This is a genomic window from Helicobacter sp. MIT 03-1614, assembly GCF_000762925.2.
Classification (GTDB): Bacteria; Campylobacterota; Campylobacteria; order Campylobacterales; family Helicobacteraceae; genus Helicobacter_C; species Helicobacter_C hepaticus.
Window position 1 is genome coordinate 128,438 of sequence record NZ_JRMS02000003.1, and the last position, 17,448, is coordinate 145,885.

The 17,448-nt window shown below is 35.8% G+C and carries 16 protein-coding genes; all 16 read left to right on the forward strand.

Features of this window, described 5'->3' with window-relative positions; genetic code table 11:
* Window positions 1–6: 6 nt before the first annotated feature.
* A complete protein-coding gene (gene tyrS, locus LS66_RS03020; protein WP_034366568.1) occupies window positions 7–1,209 on the forward strand; it encodes a tyrosine--tRNA ligase in 1,203 nt (400 codons plus the stop codon).
* A gap of 10 nt (window positions 1,210–1,219) precedes the next feature.
* Complete coding sequence (locus LS66_RS03025; protein ID WP_011115669.1) at window positions 1,220–2,305, forward strand: nitronate monooxygenase; 1,086 nt, start codon at window positions 1,220–1,222, stop codon at window positions 2,303–2,305.
* An 8-nt stretch (window positions 2,306–2,313) separates the two neighbouring features.
* The gene (locus LS66_RS03030) at window positions 2,314–3,480 is read left to right on the forward strand and encodes an N-acetylmuramoyl-L-alanine amidase (RefSeq protein WP_201273650.1); all 1,167 of its coding nucleotides are present in this window, start codon (window positions 2,314–2,316) and stop codon (window positions 3,478–3,480) included.
* Window positions 3,481–3,495: 15 nt separating this feature from the next.
* The gene (locus LS66_RS03035; RefSeq protein ID WP_011115667.1) at window positions 3,496–4,350 is read left to right on the forward strand and encodes a hypothetical protein; all 855 of its coding nucleotides are present in this window, start codon (window positions 3,496–3,498) and stop codon (window positions 4,348–4,350) included.
* Between the two features lie 2 nt (window positions 4,351–4,352).
* On the forward strand, window positions 4,353–5,084 hold the full coding sequence (gene hisA / locus LS66_RS03040) for a 1-(5-phosphoribosyl)-5-[(5-phosphoribosylamino)methylideneamino]imidazole-4-carboxamide isomerase (protein WP_034366571.1): 732 nt from the start codon (window positions 4,353–4,355) through the stop codon (window positions 5,082–5,084).
* Window positions 5,085–5,171: 87 nt separating this feature from the next.
* Window positions 5,172–5,549, forward strand: a complete 378-nt coding sequence (locus LS66_RS03045) for a chemotaxis response regulator CheY (RefSeq protein WP_011115665.1) — start codon at window positions 5,172–5,174, stop codon at window positions 5,547–5,549.
* A gap of 21 nt (window positions 5,550–5,570) precedes the next feature.
* Window positions 5,571–6,524: a 50S ribosomal protein L11 methyltransferase gene (locus LS66_RS03050; RefSeq protein WP_081947946.1), complete on the forward strand. Its 954-nt coding sequence runs from the start codon at window positions 5,571–5,573 to the stop codon at window positions 6,522–6,524.
* A gap of 22 nt (window positions 6,525–6,546) precedes the next feature.
* Window positions 6,547–8,448 carry an ATP-dependent zinc metalloprotease FtsH gene (gene ftsH, locus LS66_RS03055; protein ID WP_034366577.1) on the forward strand — a complete coding sequence of 634 codons (1,902 nt, stop codon included), beginning with the start codon at window positions 6,547–6,549 and terminating at the stop codon, window positions 8,446–8,448.
* Between the two features lie 9 nt (window positions 8,449–8,457).
* Complete coding sequence (locus LS66_RS03060; RefSeq protein WP_011115661.1) at window positions 8,458–9,090, forward strand: hypothetical protein; 633 nt, start codon at window positions 8,458–8,460, stop codon at window positions 9,088–9,090.
* On the forward strand, window positions 9,080–9,802 hold the full coding sequence (gene pssA, locus LS66_RS03065; protein WP_011115660.1) for a CDP-diacylglycerol--serine O-phosphatidyltransferase: 723 nt from the start codon (window positions 9,080–9,082) through the stop codon (window positions 9,800–9,802). Before LS66_RS03060 ends, pssA begins: the two co-directional genes overlap by 11 nt.
* Before the next feature lie 57 nt (window positions 9,803–9,859).
* Window positions 9,860–10,825 carry a chemotaxis protein gene (locus LS66_RS03070; RefSeq protein ID WP_011115659.1) on the forward strand — a complete coding sequence of 322 codons (966 nt, stop codon included), beginning with the start codon at window positions 9,860–9,862 and terminating at the stop codon, window positions 10,823–10,825.
* A 1-nt stretch (window position 10,826) separates the two neighbouring features.
* Window positions 10,827–12,047: a carboxynorspermidine decarboxylase gene (nspC, locus tag LS66_RS03075; protein ID WP_034366595.1), complete on the forward strand. Its 1,221-nt coding sequence runs from the start codon at window positions 10,827–10,829 to the stop codon at window positions 12,045–12,047.
* Window positions 12,048–13,034 (forward strand): tRNA-dihydrouridine synthase, encoded by a 987-nt coding sequence (locus tag LS66_RS03080; protein WP_081947947.1) that lies wholly within the window; start codon window positions 12,048–12,050, stop codon window positions 13,032–13,034. It abuts the gene before it with no gap.
* Complete coding sequence (locus tag LS66_RS03085; protein ID WP_034366581.1) at window positions 13,035–13,802, forward strand: tetratricopeptide repeat protein; 768 nt, start codon at window positions 13,035–13,037, stop codon at window positions 13,800–13,802.
* Between the two features lie 96 nt (window positions 13,803–13,898).
* A complete protein-coding gene (locus tag LS66_RS03090) occupies window positions 13,899–15,437 on the forward strand; it encodes a hypothetical protein (RefSeq protein ID WP_034366584.1) in 1,539 nt (512 codons plus the stop codon).
* 11 nt (window positions 15,438–15,448) lie between these two features.
* Window positions 15,449–17,242, forward strand: coding sequence for a BspA family leucine-rich repeat surface protein (locus LS66_RS03095; protein WP_052057366.1), 1,794 nt, complete (start codon window positions 15,449–15,451; stop codon window positions 17,240–17,242).
* Window positions 17,243–17,448 lie beyond the last annotated feature (206 nt).

Below are 17,448 nucleotides of genomic sequence, written 5' to 3' on the forward strand. Positions count from 1 at the left end.
AATGATGTGAAAATAAAACAAGCAATGCAAGAGATTTCACGTGGTTGTGTGGAGTTTATAGGGGAGGAATATATTCGCGATTTAGTGGAGAGATTCTATAATACAGGAGAGCGTTTTTGTGTCAAAGCAGGATTTGACCCTACTGCACCCGATTTGCATTTAGGACATACGGTGCTTTTGCAAAAACTTGCTACATTTCAACGATATGGTGGCGATGTAAAATTTCTTATTGGTGATTTTACTGCTACTATAGGAGACCCAAGCGGAAAAAGTGAAACACGAAAGCCTTTAAGTGCAGAACAAGTAAAGGCAAATGCCCTTACTTACAAAGAGCAAGTATTTAAAGTGCTTGACCCTCAATATACGCAGATATGTTTTAATTCCAAATGGCTCAATGAACTGGGTGCGCTTGGACTTATTACACTTACTTCGCATTTTTCTGTGGCGCGTATGCTTGAACGTGATGATTTTACTAAACGTTATAATAATAATCAATCCATTTCCATAGTAGAATTTATATATCCGCTTTTGCAAGGTTATGATTCGGTTGCTTTAAATTGTGATATTGAATTAGGTGGCAATGACCAAAAGTTTAATCTTTTAGTTGGGCGAAGTTTGCAGAGGGCTTATAAACTTAATAAAGAGCAATCAGTAATGACACTGCCACTTTTAGAAGGGCTTGATGGAGTGCATAAGATGAGCAAATCACTTAATAATTATATTGGTGTTACAGAATCTGCCAATACAATGTATGCTAAGATTCTAAGCATTAACGATGAGATGATGTGGCGATATTATGAGTTACTTTCATCATTGTCATTACAAGAGATTGTTATGCTTAAAGAGCAAGTAAATACGGGGAATGCTCACCCTAAAGCTGTGAAAGAACAACTTGCTTTAGAAATTACTACACGTTATCATAACATTGATTTAGCAAAACAAGCTAAAATAGCATTTGACAATGTGTTTAGCAAAGATGAGATACCTACGGATTTAACTGTATTTACTTGCAATGAAGGTGAATGGATAGCTAGAGTGCTTGTAATTTCGGGGCTTTGTGAATCTACTTCACAGGCGCGGAGGGATATTCGTGCAGGGGCATTGAAAATTAACAAAGAAAAGATAATGAATGAAGAATTGAAGTTATCAGTGGGTGAATATATTGTTCAAATTGGCAAAAGACGTTTTGCAAAAGTGATTATATCGTAAGGATTGCGTGATGGGATTAAAACCACTTAAAATAGGTAAGCACACGATAAAGTATCCAATTTTTCAAGGGGGTATGGGTGTGGGTATCAGCTGGGATAGGCTTGCTGGTAACGTTTCTAAAGAGGGTGCGCTTGGTATTATTAGTGCAGTAGGCACAGGATATTACCAAAAAATGCAATTTGTTGAAAAAATTACTCATTCCAAGCCTTTTGAAGCTATTAATTTTTATTCAAAACACGCACTCAATGAGATTTTTAAGAATGCACGTAAAATTTGTGGGAATAATCCGCTTGGGGCAAATATTCTTTATGCAATTAATGAATATGGACGAGTAGTGCGGGATGCGTGTGAAGCTGGAGCAAATATCATTGTAACAGGTGCGGGATTGCCTACTAATATGCCTGAATTTACTAAAAATTTTCCTGATGTAGCACTTGTGCCTATTGTATCTTCAGCTAAGGCATTAAAGATTATTTGTAGGCGTTGGATGGATAGATATGCAAGAATCCCTGATGCAGTAATAGTAGAGGGACCACTTAGTGGCGGGCATCAGGGCTTTAGCTATGAGGATTGTTTTAAAGAAGAATATCAGCTTGAGAATGTTCTTCCTCAAGTAGTTGATGAAGCAAAAAAATGGGGGAATATTCCTGTTATAGCTGCTGGAGGCATTTGGGATAGAAGTGATATTGATAGAATGCTTTCTTTGGGTGCAAGCGGAGTTCAAATGGGGACAAGATGGCTTGGCTCTGAAGAATGTGATGCGGTAGCTTATCGTGATTTAATGCCTTCTGTATCTAAAGAAGATATTGAGCTTGTTAAATCTCCGGTGGGCTATCCTGCACGCGCAGTTAAGACAGGAATTTTTGATAGAATCGCACAAGGTAACGCGCCAAAAATTCGTTGTGTGAGTAATTGTGTTTCACCTTGTCATAGAGGTGTGGAGGCAAAAAAAGTAGGTTATTGCATTGCGGATTCTTTGGGGCGTGGATTTATGGGTGATAGGGAGCAGGGATTATATTTTACAGGGGCAAATGGATATAGAATCCAAAAAATTCAACCCGTGAGAGAAATTATTGCTGAATTAGTCCAAGATTAGGGGCGTAAATGTTGCGTATTTTAGCAATTTTATTCCTTACAATAGTGTATGTGTGGGGAGAATATCGCATAGTAAAAATGGTGCCTTTTGGTGATGGGAATCTTAAAATTGTTTTTGACCAAGATATTGCACAACTTCAGTGGCAGACTAAAGAACTTCAAAGCAATAAGAGTTTTATAGATTTTGAAGCAAATCTTACAATTCCTCGCCGTAACTTTATTTTTAAAGACAATTCTACATTGCAAGTAGCGCAAAATACGCCAAAGATTGTGCGTATTGTAATTAATATACAGCCCAAATCAACTTTTGATATTATCAAAGAAAAAGAGAATCTCTATATTTTGATAAAACCTGCTCAACAAGAAGATAAAGAACCTCCACAAAAGCCAATGCCACTAGATTCTAAAAATACTCCAAAACCTTCCCAAACAAAAGAAAATAAAATATCTCAAGACACGCAGATGCCAAAAACTGCAAATAAGAATCATAAAATAAATACAGGAAAAAAGATTGTTGTTGATGCTGGACACGGAGGGAAGGATTGTGGCACAAAAAGTGTAGAGGGCATATGTGAGAAAATGATTGTGCTTGAAGTGGCGAAGCTCCTTTCCCAAGAGCTTAAAAGTCGTGGTTATTTAGTGCATATGACGCGCAATACTGATATATATATTGATTTACGAAAACGCACGGAATTTGCCAATGCCAAAAGTGCAGATTTATTTGTCTCTGTGCATGCAAATTCAATGCCCAAAGATTCTCCTAAAACACCAAGTGGTGTAGAAACTTATTTCCTTTCACCTGCACGGAGTGAGCGCGCTGAACAAGTGGCAAAAGCTGAAAACCAAGGAGATATTGAAACAATGAGTCATTTTGCGACAAAATCTTTTTTAAATACCATTAGTGCCTTTCATCTTGTCGCTTCACATAAACTAGCTATTGAGATTCAATCAGGCATACTTAATCAGGTGAGAGAAAAGCACAATACACACGATGGAGCAGTAAGGGAGGGTCCATTCTGGGTTTTAGCCGGGGCACTTATGCCTTCTGTATTAATAGAAATTGGTTATGCTTCACATAAAGACGAAGGTAAATTGATTGCTAAAAAGGATTACCAAAAGCTTATTGCTAAGGGTATAGCTGATGGTATAGATGGATATTTTTTAAGAAATTATTAGATTCTAAGGATTAAAATGAAACAACCTACACGTATTACAATTATTTTTTCTTTGCTTTTCTTTGCTTTTTTTGTTTTTACAAATCTCACACTTTTTATTTCGCAATTCTCACATTCTTTTTCACATTTATTTTTGATTTTTATTCGTGAGAATCAGCTTTTTGATCATTTGAGTATATTTTTCTTTTTTTGTGGGTTTATTTTGTGCAGTATTTTTATCATTTTTAGCAGTTGTAATCAAACAAGTAATACCTTACAGCGCGTGATAGTGCTCATATTTGGTGTAATATTTATTTATCTTGTTATTCTAAAAATTACTTATGTGCCAAGAACAGAGGATATTATGGATATGTTTGCGATTGAAGGGAGCATTTATCATCGTGGCTTTTTTGAGCTTCTTGCAGATTATTTGCCGCGTATTTTTCTGCTCGTGTGTGTGTATATATTTTTTGTATATATTCCACTCTTATTTTTAATTTTTGGCATTCATCCTAATGAGCATAATCAGGTTGGAAAAATGCTTGAAGATATGCGTCCTTCCATTAATATTATTATAGTCGTGCTTTTTGCTCTCTCTTTGCAGCCATATTATTATCGTGATAATATATATGCGTATCTTGATATTTTTGCATTTTTGGGAGGCATAGGTTTGCTTGTGTGGGCGATAATAAAACATAAAGATGTTTTTGGATTCTATGAGTATGTGAATTTTGCTTTACTGATGTTGGGTATGCTTATTTGTTTTATTTGCACCTCTGTGTTGTCTATTTCTGATAATTATTTTAATGCGCGTTACGCGTTTTTGGTATTTGCTTTTGTAGGCTGGTGTGCCGAATGGATGTATAATAGTATGAAACCCATTGAGGAGTAAAGATGGCACTTGATATTTATCCTGCGATTGATTTAAAAGAAGGCAAAGCAGTGAGGCTTTTTAAGGGTGATATGCAGAGTGCTACAATTTATGGTGAGGCGTTGGAGTTTGCTAAGATGTTTGAAGATATGGGTGCAAAATGGTTGCATATTGTTGATTTAGATGGCGCATTTGCAGGTATTCCACAGAATCTAAAATATATTGAGGAGATTTTGCGCACGACACATTTGCAAATACAAATTGGCGGAGGCATACGCGATGAAGAGCGCATCAGGCTTTATATGGATTTAGGAGTAAGTAGAGTTATCCTTGGCTCAATCGCGATAAAAAATTGGGAATTTGTCAAAACAATGGCGCATTCTTATCCTATTGCAGTGGGTATTGATGCACGAGAGGGCAAGGTTGCTGTGCAAGGCTGGGCTAAAGAAAGTGATATATGTTCAAGTGTGTTGGCTGAAAAATTTGCAGGAAGTGAAGTGCAAGCTATTATATGCACTGATATTAATCGTGATGGTGCATTAAGTGGTATTAATGTATCATTTACGCAAGATATTGCGTGTCGCAGCGGTATTTATACGATTGCAAGTGGCGGTTTTGCTTCGTCAAATGAGCTTGAAATTTTAGATGAGAATCCTTATATTAGCGGCGTAATCATAGGAAAAGCATTTTATGAAGGAAAAATAAATCTTAAAGAAGCGTTAGCATTGTTTGAAAATAAGAAAGTAAAAATTTGAAAAAATGCAAGAATGAATCTATAATATATACAAAAATATGCTAGAATGCCGTTTTATTTATAGCTGTATTTAAAATAAGGAGATAACTTGAAACTGCTAGTTGTTGATGATAGCTCCACAATGAGAAGAATTATAAAGAATACCCTCCAACGCTTAGGATATGAGGATATTTTAGAAGCCGAACATGGTGTAGAAGCTTGGCAGATTATGGATACCACTGAAGGCATACAAGTGCTTATTACGGATTGGAATATGCCTGAAATGAATGGTTTAGATTTGGTTAAAAAAGTGCGCTCTGATGAGCGATATACATCTATTCCTATCATAATGGTTACAACTGAGGGTGGTAAAGCAGAAGTTATTACTGCACTTAAAGCAGGAGTTAATAATTACATTGTGAAGCCTTTTACACCTCAAGTCCTCAAAGAAAAACTAGAAGTTGTATTAGGCGTGAATGAGGACTAGGCTTGAGACTTGAGGCAAGGGTTGGATAAACAAACATATTGGGAAATTATTATCCACCCAAGTGATTTTTTAGACCAGTTTACTGATTTTATTATTCAAAAGACTTCTTGTGCAATTGAATTTTTTGATATACTACCCACACCATCTCATTTTGCTATTATTTATGATGATGCTTCTTGGCAAAGCGTTTTAGGTTTTGATATTCTTAAAGCTAAAAAAAGCAAGCAACCTACCCAAATTGTCAGTCGCATTGCCTCAAATGAAATAAATATACAAGATTTTTTAGAATCTTTACAACATTTTGCGTTGATGCTTGCTCAAAACACACAAGATTCTGTAGGATTTTGCTATCATATTGAAGAAAAGTTTAATTATGATTGGATAAAAGCATATCAAGATTCTATTGAGCCTGTGCAATGCGGAAGATTCTATATTCGTCCCTCTTGGGAGCAGGAGGTAAAAGAATCTTATGATGAAATCATCATTAATCCTGCATTTGCTTTTGGTTCTGGGCATCACGCAAGCACTGCAATGTGTTTAGAATTTTTAAGCGAAATGAATATACAAGGCAAAACACTTCTTGATGTGGGTTGTGGTAGCGGCATTTTGAGCATAGCTTCTTGCAAACTTGGTGCGCAGGTATATGCTTGTGATACTGATGAAAATGCTATAAAAGAATGTAATAAAAATATTTTACTCAATGGAGTTATGCTCAATGCACTTTGGCAGGGAAGTATTGCTGACTCTCCTATGGATTCCCCACAAAAGTATGATGTGATTGTGGCTAATATTGTTGCTTTTATTGTGAAAGTTTTACACAATGATTTTAGGACAAAACTTGCAAAAAATGGAGTTTTAATTCTTTCTGGGATACTTGATGAATATAAATTTGATATAATAAAGGCATTTAATGATTTTGATATGCTAGATACTTGTTGTAAAGATGGGTGGGTAGCTTTGAAATTGACTTTATAACTTATTTGGAAAAAGGACAACTATGGAAAATCCTAATGAAAAAAAACCACCTTTTAAGCAAAATCCTTTTCTTACTTTTGCTATTTTTGTGATTCTCACATTGCTTTTGTTTAAACTATTTTCGCCTAATGGTGATTCATTTACAGAGCGTTTGATGGGAGGAAATATTACAAAAGAAATTAGCTATAATGAGTTAAAAGAGCTTATTACTCGGGGTGAGATTAGTTCAGTAAATATTGGGCAGACTTACATTAAAGCATATTCTGCTAATACTTCGCCGCGGATTCTTTATACTACAAAAAAAGTAGCAGATTTGGGACTCGTGCCTTTGCTTGATGAGAAGAAAATTGAATATAGTGGCTTTAGCGAAGGTAGCTTTTTGGGAGATTTGGTAAATATGCTCTTGCCTATTTTTATTATTCTAGCGCTTTGGATGTTTCTTACTGCGCGTATGCAAAAAAGTATGGGTGGAGGCATTTTTGGTATGGGGAATGCTAAAAAGCTTGTGAATGCGGAAAAGCCTAATGTGCGTTTTGATGATATGGCTGGAAATGCGGAAGCAAAGGAAGAAGTCGTAGAAATTGTAGATTTTCTTAAATATCCCGAACGTTATGCTGCAGTGGGAGCCAAGATTCCACGTGGTGTGCTTTTAGTTGGACCTCCGGGCACAGGTAAGACACTTCTTGCAAAAGCTGTGGCGGGTGAAGCGAATGTGCCATTTTTCTCTATGAGTGGAAGTAGTTTTATTGAAATGTTTGTAGGGCTTGGGGCTAGTCGTGTAAGAGATTTGTTTGAAATGGCAAAGAAAGATGCACCAAGTATTATTTTTATTGATGAAATTGATGCCATTGGAAAAAGTCGTGCAGCTGGAAGTATGGTTGGTGGCAATGATGAGCGTGAGCAAACGCTCAATCAATTACTTGCAGAAATGGACGGATTTGGTTCAGAATCCGCGCCTGTAATTGTGCTTGCTGCAACAAATCGTCCTGAAATCCTTGACCCTGCATTATTGCGCCCAGGGCGATTTGATAGACAGGTGCTTGTAGATAAGCCTGATTTTGAAGGGCGACTTGAAATTCTCAAAGTGCATATTAAAAATGTTTCTTTAGCGCGTGATGTGGATTTACACGAGATTGCAAAATTTACGGCTGGACTTGCGGGGGCAGATTTGGCAAATATCATTAATGAAGCCGCTTTGCTTGCTGGGAGAGAAAATCAAAAAGAAGTAAGTCAAAAACATCTTAAAGAAGCAGTAGAGCGAGGAATTGCAGGATTAGAAAAAAAATCAAGACGCATTTCTCCTAAAGAGAAAAAAATTGTTGCTTACCACGAGAGTGGGCACGCTGTGGTATCCGAGATGACAAAAGGTGCTGATAGAGTGAATAAAGTATCAATTATTCCAAGAGGTATGGCAGCTCTTGGTTATACGCTTCATACACCTGAAGAGAATCGCTATTTGATGCAAAAACACGAGCTTATGGCAGAGGTTGATGTACTTTTAGGTGGGCGTGCAGCCGAAGAAGTATTTTTAGGCGAGATTTCTACAGGCGCAAGCAATGATTTAGAACGTGCTACAGGGATTCTCAAATCAATGATTAGTTATTATGGTATGACAGATGTAAGCGGACTTATGGTGCTTGAAAAACAACGCAATACTTTCCTTGGTGGCGGCAATGCGCAAAGGGAATTTAGCGAACAGCTTGCTCAAGAAATTGATACCCATATTAAAAATACACTTGATGAACGATATAGTTATGTAAAGCAGCTTTTGAGTGATTATCAAGATGCGATTGAAAATATGGTCAAAGAGCTTTTTGAAAAGGAAGTCATTGATGGTGCGCGTGTGAGGGAGATTATTCAAGAATACGAAATGCAAAATAATATAGAATCTCGTCTTATTCCGCTTGAAGAAGAGGAAGTCTAAGGAGGCAATATGACAACGACTACACAATTCATTGCAAAACAGGGTTGGTTGGGCGCAATAGCGCTATTTGTAGCATTTATATTAAGCATATGGTTTGATTGGAATGTATGCGCATTTGTGTTGTTTGTTGCACTTGTTTTATGGCTTGTGATGTTTCGTAATCCTGAAAGGATTCCGCATATTGATGAAAATAATGTTTTTGTTTCACCAGTAGATGGTATTGTGCGTGATATGAGTTATAGTAATGATGAAATGAGCATTCTCATTGAGACACGTTTTATTGATGTGGGCATTATACGAGCGCCTTGCGATATAGTAGAAGGACAATATAGTGAAAAAAAGGGATTATCACTAACGTGCTGTGCTAAAGCTAAATGCAAAGAGCTTAATGCTACAATGCGCTTTGAGAGCCTCAAAGAGAGAGCGTTTTATATGGAGTTTTATCCGATTTTCTTTTCCTCTCATCATTTATTTGCGCAGAATAATTTAAGTATCGGAGAGCGTATAGGTTTTATGAAAGCGGGTATGACACGTATTGTTATCCCTCAAAAGAAAGCTTCTATAGAGTTTGAATCAAAAGTAAGTATCGGTGATAAAGTATGTGCGCTCCAAAGTGTAATAGGATATATTTATGAAGTTTAATCCGCTTTTTATTTTACCTAATCTTTTTACTGCAGGAAGTATCTTTTTAGGGGTTTTGAGCGTGATTTATGCTTCAAAAGGGAAATATGAAATAGCTTGTTGGCTGATTTTAATTTCAATGATATTAGATGGGTTTGATGGTAGAGTTGCACGGCTTACAAATACTGCAAGTAAGTTTGGTGTGGAGTTTGATTCTCTAGCAGATGTGGTAGCATTTGGTGTGGCTCCAGCAATGCTTTTGTATTTTTATATTGGTATGGATTATGGGCGCTTGGGTATGTGTGTCCCAGCTATTTTTGTTATATTTGGTGCAGTGCGTTTGGCGCGTTTTAATATTACTTCAAGTTCAGAACCAAATTTTTTTATTGGATTACCTATTCCTTCGGCTGCGGTAATACTAATGCTATGGGTGCTCATTGATTTAAAATATGGGTTTATAAAAGCTTATGGTTATGAGTATATAATGTTAGGTGGAAGTTTTATTATCAGCATTTTGATGGTAAGCAATATTCGTTATCCGAGCTTTAAGAAGATTGGGTGGAATTTTAAATCTTTTATTGCTGTGATTTTATTGCTTAGCATTATTTATATTTATCCGCAAGAAACATTATGTATATTGATGAGCGGATATGTAATATATGGTATTATGCGTTGGATTGTTATCACAATACGTTTTAGTATGAAGTCTAACCATAAGGACAAAAATACATAAAGTTAGATTTAGTGATTTTGTGCTAAACTAAGCTATTTTCCAAATTTGAGGTGTGATATGTCTAAAACAAGTATGTCAAATATTGATCAAGTAACAAGTCTCCACAAGAATAATGAACTTCAACTTCTTTGCTTTCGCCTAGAAAAAGGAAAAGATTTATATGCTGTTAATGTTTTTAAGATTCGTGAAGTGATTAAATATAGTGGTGCGCTTACTGTAGTTACACACGAGAATAATAGTCTTGTGGAAGGACTTATCACAATTCGCGAATTAACTATTCCATTGATTGATATGCGCAAATGGTTTTTTTATGATAGCAATAATAAAAGTAAAAACTTGCGTGATTATGGGGTAAAACGAGCAGCCGGCGAGGAAGATATCATTATGATTTGTGAATTTTCGCGTTGGACGATAGGGGTTAGAATCTACGAAGCAGATAGGATTCTTAACAAAAAATGGACTGAAATAGAGCAAGGTGTGGGTATTGGAGGAGGCGGACATAATGGCAAACTTGTTAGCCGCACACGTTATTTTGATGGGCGCTTGGTGCAAGTAGTAGATATTGAAAAGATGCTTATTGATGTATTTCCGTGGATTGAAAAAGATAAAGAAGAAGGAATTGCTAAAATTTCTCAAATAGAAACGACAAGGAGCATTCTTCTTGCCGATGATAGCCCGACCGTGCTACGCACAATGCAGCTTATTTTAAATAAACTTGGCGTAGTGCATCACGACTTTATCAATGGCAAACACTTGCTTGATTATCTTTTTGCACCTACTACGGATATTAACTCTATTGGTATGATTATTACTGACCTTGAAATGCCTGAAGCAAGTGGTTTTGAAGTTATTAAACAAGTGAAAGCAAATCCTGCTACAGCACATTTACCTATCGTAGTAAATTCATCTATGAGTGGAAGTAGCAACGAAGATATGGCACGTTCCCTTAATGCTGATGAGTTTATCTCTAAATCTAATCCTGTGGAAATTGAAGCCGCAGTAAGGCGCTTTGCTCTCAAATAAAATGCGCCAACTTTCTACACTTCTTACACTTCCCTCTCCAGCGTATGTACTTGAGGAGGAGAAGCTCAATGCTAATCTCGCGCTTTTAGATTCTATTCAACAACGAAGTGGTGCAAAAATACTTTTAGCACTCAAAGGTTATGCTTTTTGGCGCGTATTTGAGAATCTTAAATGCACTTTGAGTGGTAGCACAGCGAGTGGCTTATATGAGGCAAGATTAGGGTATGAGGAAATAGGAGGCGCAAATAAGGGTAAAGAAGTATGTGTGTTTTCTCCTGCGTATAAAAAAGAAGAATTTGAAAGCATTTTAAATTATGCCACACATATTATTTTTAATTCTTTTTATCAATGGCAGAGATTTAAACCACTTATAGAATCTAAAAATACAATGCTTAAGGCACATTCTCAAGCACCTATTGAGGTTGGATTGCGTGTGAATCCTCTTTATAGTGAGGTAGAGCCACCTATTTATAATCCTTGTATTGCTGGTTCTCGTTTGGGTATTACGCCAGATGAATTTCAAAAAGGTGTAGCGCAATATGGATTAGATGGCATTAGTGGATTACATTTTCATACACATTGCGAGCAAGATAGTGCAGCACTTTCTCGCACATTACCACATTTTGAAAAGCATTTTGGTGCATATATTCAGGGAAAGAAATGGGTTAATTTTGGAGGTGGTCATCATATTACGAGGGTAGATTATGATTGTGATTTGCTTGTGAATCTTATTTGTGATTTTAAAAGGCGCTATAAAGATATAGAAATATTTTTAGAGCCCGGTGAAGCTGTAGGGTGGCAAGTGGGATTTTTAATTGGTGAAGTTATAGATATTGTGCAAAATGAAATATCAGTGGCTATACTTGATGTGAGTGCTGCCGCACATATGCCTGATTGCCTTGAAATGCCTTATCGTCCTTCTCTTATAAAGCTCTCCAAACAAACAGGGTTAGAATCTGATAAAGGTGAGGGGAAGGGCGCTTATGCTTATCGCTTAGGTGGTCCAACTTGTTTGGCAGGAGATGTGATAGGCGATTATAGTTTTGATACACCTCTAAGTAGAGGCGATAGAGTGATTTTTGAAGATATGCTTCATTATACTATTGTCAAAAATAATACTTTTAATGGTGTGCCACTTCCCTCTCTTGGTGTTATTGACACTCAAGGAGTATGGAAACTCCTTAAAAGCTTTGGTTATGAAGACTATAAACAGAGAAATTAAATGATAGAATTTAATAATCTCCTTATGCTCGCCCCTCTCGCAGGATACACAGATTTGCCTTTTCGCAGTGTGGTAAAAAATTTTGGTGTGGATATAACAGTGAGTGAAATGATAAGCTCTCACGCTCTTGTTTATAATAATGCCCGCACACTTAAAATGATTGAAAAATCCCCCGAAGAGCAACCTTATAGCGTGCAAATTTCAGGTTCAAAAGAAGAAGTGATTAAAAAAGCAGTAGAGATTTTAAATGCACAAGGAGGCATTGATGTCATTGATTTAAATTGTGGTTGTCCTGCCCCAAAGGTAGCAAATCACGGCAATGGCAGCGGTTTGCTCAAAGACCTTCATCTTCTTGTTAAAATTGCTAATCTCATTAAAGATAGGGCTACTACACCTTATACGAGCCTCAAAGTGCGCTTGGGTTTTGATAAAAAGATTCCTAATGAAATAGCACAAGCTCTTAAAGATGTGCGTTCAGATTTTGTCGTAGTGCATGGGAGAACGCGTGCAGATGGTTATAAAAAAGAGCGTATTGATTATGATGCTATTGCTCATATTAAGCAACATATATCAATGCCTCTTATTGCTAATGGCGAGATTGATAGCGTGGATAAGGCTCAAAAAGTCTTCTCTCACACGGGAGCAAATGGTGTAATGATAGGCAGAGCAGCTATTACTTCGCCGTGGATTTTTTGGCAGATTAAAAATCACACACACGATATTCCACCTATTGTCAAAAAAGAGCTTATTTTGAAGCATTTTAAAAAAATGGTAGAATTTTATGGTGAGCGTGGGGCGATTATGTTTCGTAAGAATCTCCACGCCTATGCTAAAGGACACGAAGGGGCAAGTGTGTTTAGAAATGTTATTAATAATGTGAGTGATGTTCCTAGCATTATGCGGCATATAGAGGAGTTTTTTGCGTGTAATGAAGTCATAACGCATAAGTTTCCCCAGCTTGTGCATTTAAATAAAAGGACAAGCTAGATGAGATTCTACAATCGTATTATTCAATGGTGTTTAGCTTTGGTTATGGTAACAATGTGTATATGGGCAAATGAGCAAGATGAAGTTTTGCAAAATAATATTGAAGAAGTCCAAAATAGCCAAGAAAGCCTTTTAATTAAAGGCATACGAGCAGCCGATGCTGATTTTTATCAAGGTGTAGTGTTATGGGTAAAAAATATTGATGATGCAAGCACATTCCTCAAAAAAGCTTGTGATGCTAGACACCCCGGGGCGTGTTTGTATTTGGGGAATTATTATGAAGCCAAGTCGCAAAATAAGAGAGATTTACAACACAATCTTACAGAATCTGCGCATTATTATAAACTTGGCTATGATAATAGTCTAGAAGCTTGTAAAGAAGGTGCAATAGAATGGTGTGCCATACAGGCAGTGGCACTTATTGATGGACGCGGTGTGGAAAAAGATGTGGCAAAAGGTTTAGAATACTTAGAAATTATGTGTGAGCGTGATATGCAGAGTGCGTGTTCAATGTTGGGCTCATATTATTTTTATGGTGTGAATGTACAAAAAGATTTAGACAAAGCAAAAGAATTTAATCAAAAGGCTTTAGAGCTAGATTCTAAAGCGTGTGATGAGCATAGAATGTATGCGTGTGTGTTAAGTGCGGAGATTTATCAGCAAGGATTAAGTGTGCCACAAGATTTAAGCAAAGCAAAAAATTATTATCATCGTGCGTGTGATTTGCACAATCAATTCGCTTGCGATTATGTGCAAAAATTGAAATAAAATTACCTATTTTTGCTTTCAAAAATCTGTTTTTTTTTTTTTTGATATAATCGGGTGCAGAGAGTGGTAAATGCTTATATAAAAGGGTGTGGATAGATGATTTTTAGGTGGTTTAGGATAATTTCAGCTTGTTTAGCCGTAGCCTTGCCTATGGGCACACTCTTTTATACGTTAATGTATATGAAAACAGGCGGAGCAAGTGGGATTCCTTTAGCATACTCTATACTATTTGCACCTATTGTATTCGGGATAGGTCTTGTTTCGGGCGCAATTTTGCAAGGCATTTATAATTTTGTCATTGCAAAAAGCTTGTTTAAAAAACTAGAGGGATACACTATTTTTCGTGATGAAAATGGCAGTTTTCTTGTCTTTTTTGAACAAAAAAAGATTTTTCATAGATTAGAGATTAAACTCTTAGAAGGTATGCGCTACTTTATAAAACATAGCGTTATGGAAAATCAAAATTGGTGTGAGAAGTCTTCACAAGAAGTTTCTATTGATAAGCCCATACACAATATATCAAGTTTAGATGTGAATTTGAGGCTCAATACACATTGGGAGGCAATTTTTACTTTTGCTCGTTTTTGCGCTCCTTTGCCTTTAGATGATTCTCAAATTATTTTACTTCATCGTGGCTCATTTGTAAATTGGGAGCTTCCACTTTTAAATGATAGTGAGATTCCCAAAGAAATTCAGCTTTTACAAAGGCAAGATAGTAAGACAAAGATTAAGCGATTTTTTGGCATTATGGGGGTTATTCTTGCACCTGTGCTTTGCTTTTATTTGTATTTGCAGAGTGCTTTTTATCCTTGTAGCATTTATAATGCAGTAAGCAAAGGTGATATAAAAAAGATAGAGAGGCTTTTAAAAAGCGGAGTAAATCCAAATGTAAAATGTCAAACTGGAGGAGTAATAGCTGATGTCTTAGAGTATATATTTTTTCCATCAAGTAAAAAATCAGGACAAACCCCACTTGATAGAGCAATACAAGATATGAAAGAGGCTTATAATTTGTGGGGAAGCCCTATTATAAGTAATGATATTATCACACTTCTTATAGAATCTGGAGCAGTGATAGAAAAAGGGAAGATTGATTATTTACCGCTTGTTTTTGAATATGCTTCTAAAGAAGTGATTGAGCTATTTTTAGCCAAAGGGGCATTCAATGGCAGTGAGAAACAAAGTAAATCCATAGTGCTTTCAGCCTTAGGTAGAAGTGCAGAAAATATACAAGAATATGAGGAAATCGCAGAGTTGGCATTAAGCTTTGTGCAATCCAAAGAACTTAAGCAAGAATATTTAGATAGAGTCTTTTTGTATTGGAGCTATTCTAAAAACAAAATGGCTGTATTATTAAAGCAAGGTGCAAATATTAATGTCACAGACGAAAATGGGGAAAGTAAGCTTATGGAAGTTTTAAGATCTATACCATTTACTAGAAATGCAGAAGAAATTATTTTTCTTATACACAATGGTATAGATGTGAATATTAAAAATAAACATTCCAATATCACTGCACTTGATATTATAAATAGGCAGAAACAAAAATATGAATATGACAAGGTAAGTAGTGAAGTCATAGAGAAGCTACTCTATGAAAAAGGCGCAAAAAGTGGTGCGCAATTACCAAAATAAAGGAGGGCAAAATGAAAAGATTATTATTTATGGTGATGTTTGTAATAATGAGTGTATTTATGTGGATTGGTTGCAAAGATTCTCAAAAATATACCTATCACCCAAAGGATAGAGAGGAACTCTTAAAGCTTGTGCGTGATAAGAGTATAAAACTTAATGAAATTGATACGAGCGCTATCACAGATATGAGCTTTCTTTTTGCTAATCCTAAACTTTTTAGATGTAAAGAAATTTTACAAGAGCAAGAGCTATCGGAATCAGCCAAAAAAATTCAGCTTATTTGCCAATATCCTTATGAAGAGCGGGATTTTAGCGGAATACAATCGTGGAATGTCAGCAATGTAGAGGATATGCAAAGAATGTTTCTTGACAATAAAAGTTTTAATGAATCTCTAAATGATTGGAATGTCTCGCAAGTGCAATGGTTTGATTCTATGTTTGAAGGAGCAAAAAACTTCAATCAACCCTTAGATAAATGGGATTTAAAGAGTGCGAAATCTTTGGAGGATATGTTTTATTCTGCACAGAGTTTTAGTCAAAATTTAGATTCTTGGCAGGTTGAGCATATAGAAGCATTTAACAATAATTTTTTTGGTTTTGATAAATATTATGCAAGAGCTATTATTTTTAATAACTCACCTATGGAAGCAAATTTACCTATTTGGGCAAAAGAGCCCAAGCCTCCTTACCCTCATAAACACAAACCTAAAGATAGAGCCGAGCTTGTGGCGATTTTGAGTAAAAAATATGAAGTGAATGGAAAGTTTTATGAAGTCCCTTTGAGTGCGATTGATACAAGTGCTATTATAGATATGAGCTTTCTTTTTGCAAATTATAAAAATTGTGATTTTTTCTTAACATTACTTAAGGATTCTAGGGCAGTTGAGAATTGCGAAAGTAGTATCAAAAATAGAGAGGATTTTGAGGGCATAGAACAATGGGATACCTCTAATGTGGTAGATATGAAATATATGTTTTATGGCAGTAAGAGGTTTAATCATTCCATACAATCGTGGAACGTCTCTCAAGTAAAAAATATGCGTTCAATGTTTGAAGGAGCAAAAAACTTCAATCAACCACTTAATAGCTGGAATACAATGAGTTTAAAAGAAATGCAATATTTATTTAAAGACGCAGAGCAGTTTAATCAACCCCTTGAGAAATGGAATATTTCTCAAGTAGAATCTTTAAATAGTGTATTTGCTTATGCTAAAAATTTTAATCAAAATATACAATCTTGGGATACTTCAAAGGTACTTTCTATGCAGGATTTATTTCTTGGTGCAGAGGCATTTAATCAGCCACTTAATGATTGGAATGTCGGCAATGTACTTGATATGGAATCTATGTTTGCAGAAGCAAAAAACTTCAATCAACCCTTAGACAAATGGGACACAAGTAGTGTCAAAGATATGAGCAGTATGTTTAGTGGGGCGGAATCTTTTAATCAACCTTTGAATACTTGGCAGGTAGGGAATGTCTATGATATGCGCTCAATGTTTGAGCGGGCAACAAAATTCAATCAGCCTTTAGATAAGTGGAATGTCAGTAATGTTTATAAAATAAATTATATGTTTGTAGAAGCGAGTAGTTTTAAGAAAGATTTAAATATGTGGAATATAAATATATGGAATATATTGGAGCTAGAGGGGATACCCTCTTATGTTTTTGAGGGTTCGCCTTTGCAATCAAACCCACCCAAATGGTATAAAAAGCTCGTAGGTAAAAAAAGGAGAATAAATGAAAACATATCAATTCTTATGCGCTCTAGCGACATTGGGTGCATTATTGTGGAGTGGCTGTGAGGATAAATATCACCCATAAAATAAAGAGGAACTCTTAAAGCTTGTGCGCGATAAAAATGTAAAGCTCAATAAAATTGATACAAATCGTCCCTTTTAATCTTTTTTCTCAAGATTCTTAATCTGTCGCAGAAGAGAATCTAAAACAAGGATTTTATTAAATAATGTTTCTAAAATACACCTTTTATTTTTTTATTTATATAAAATAT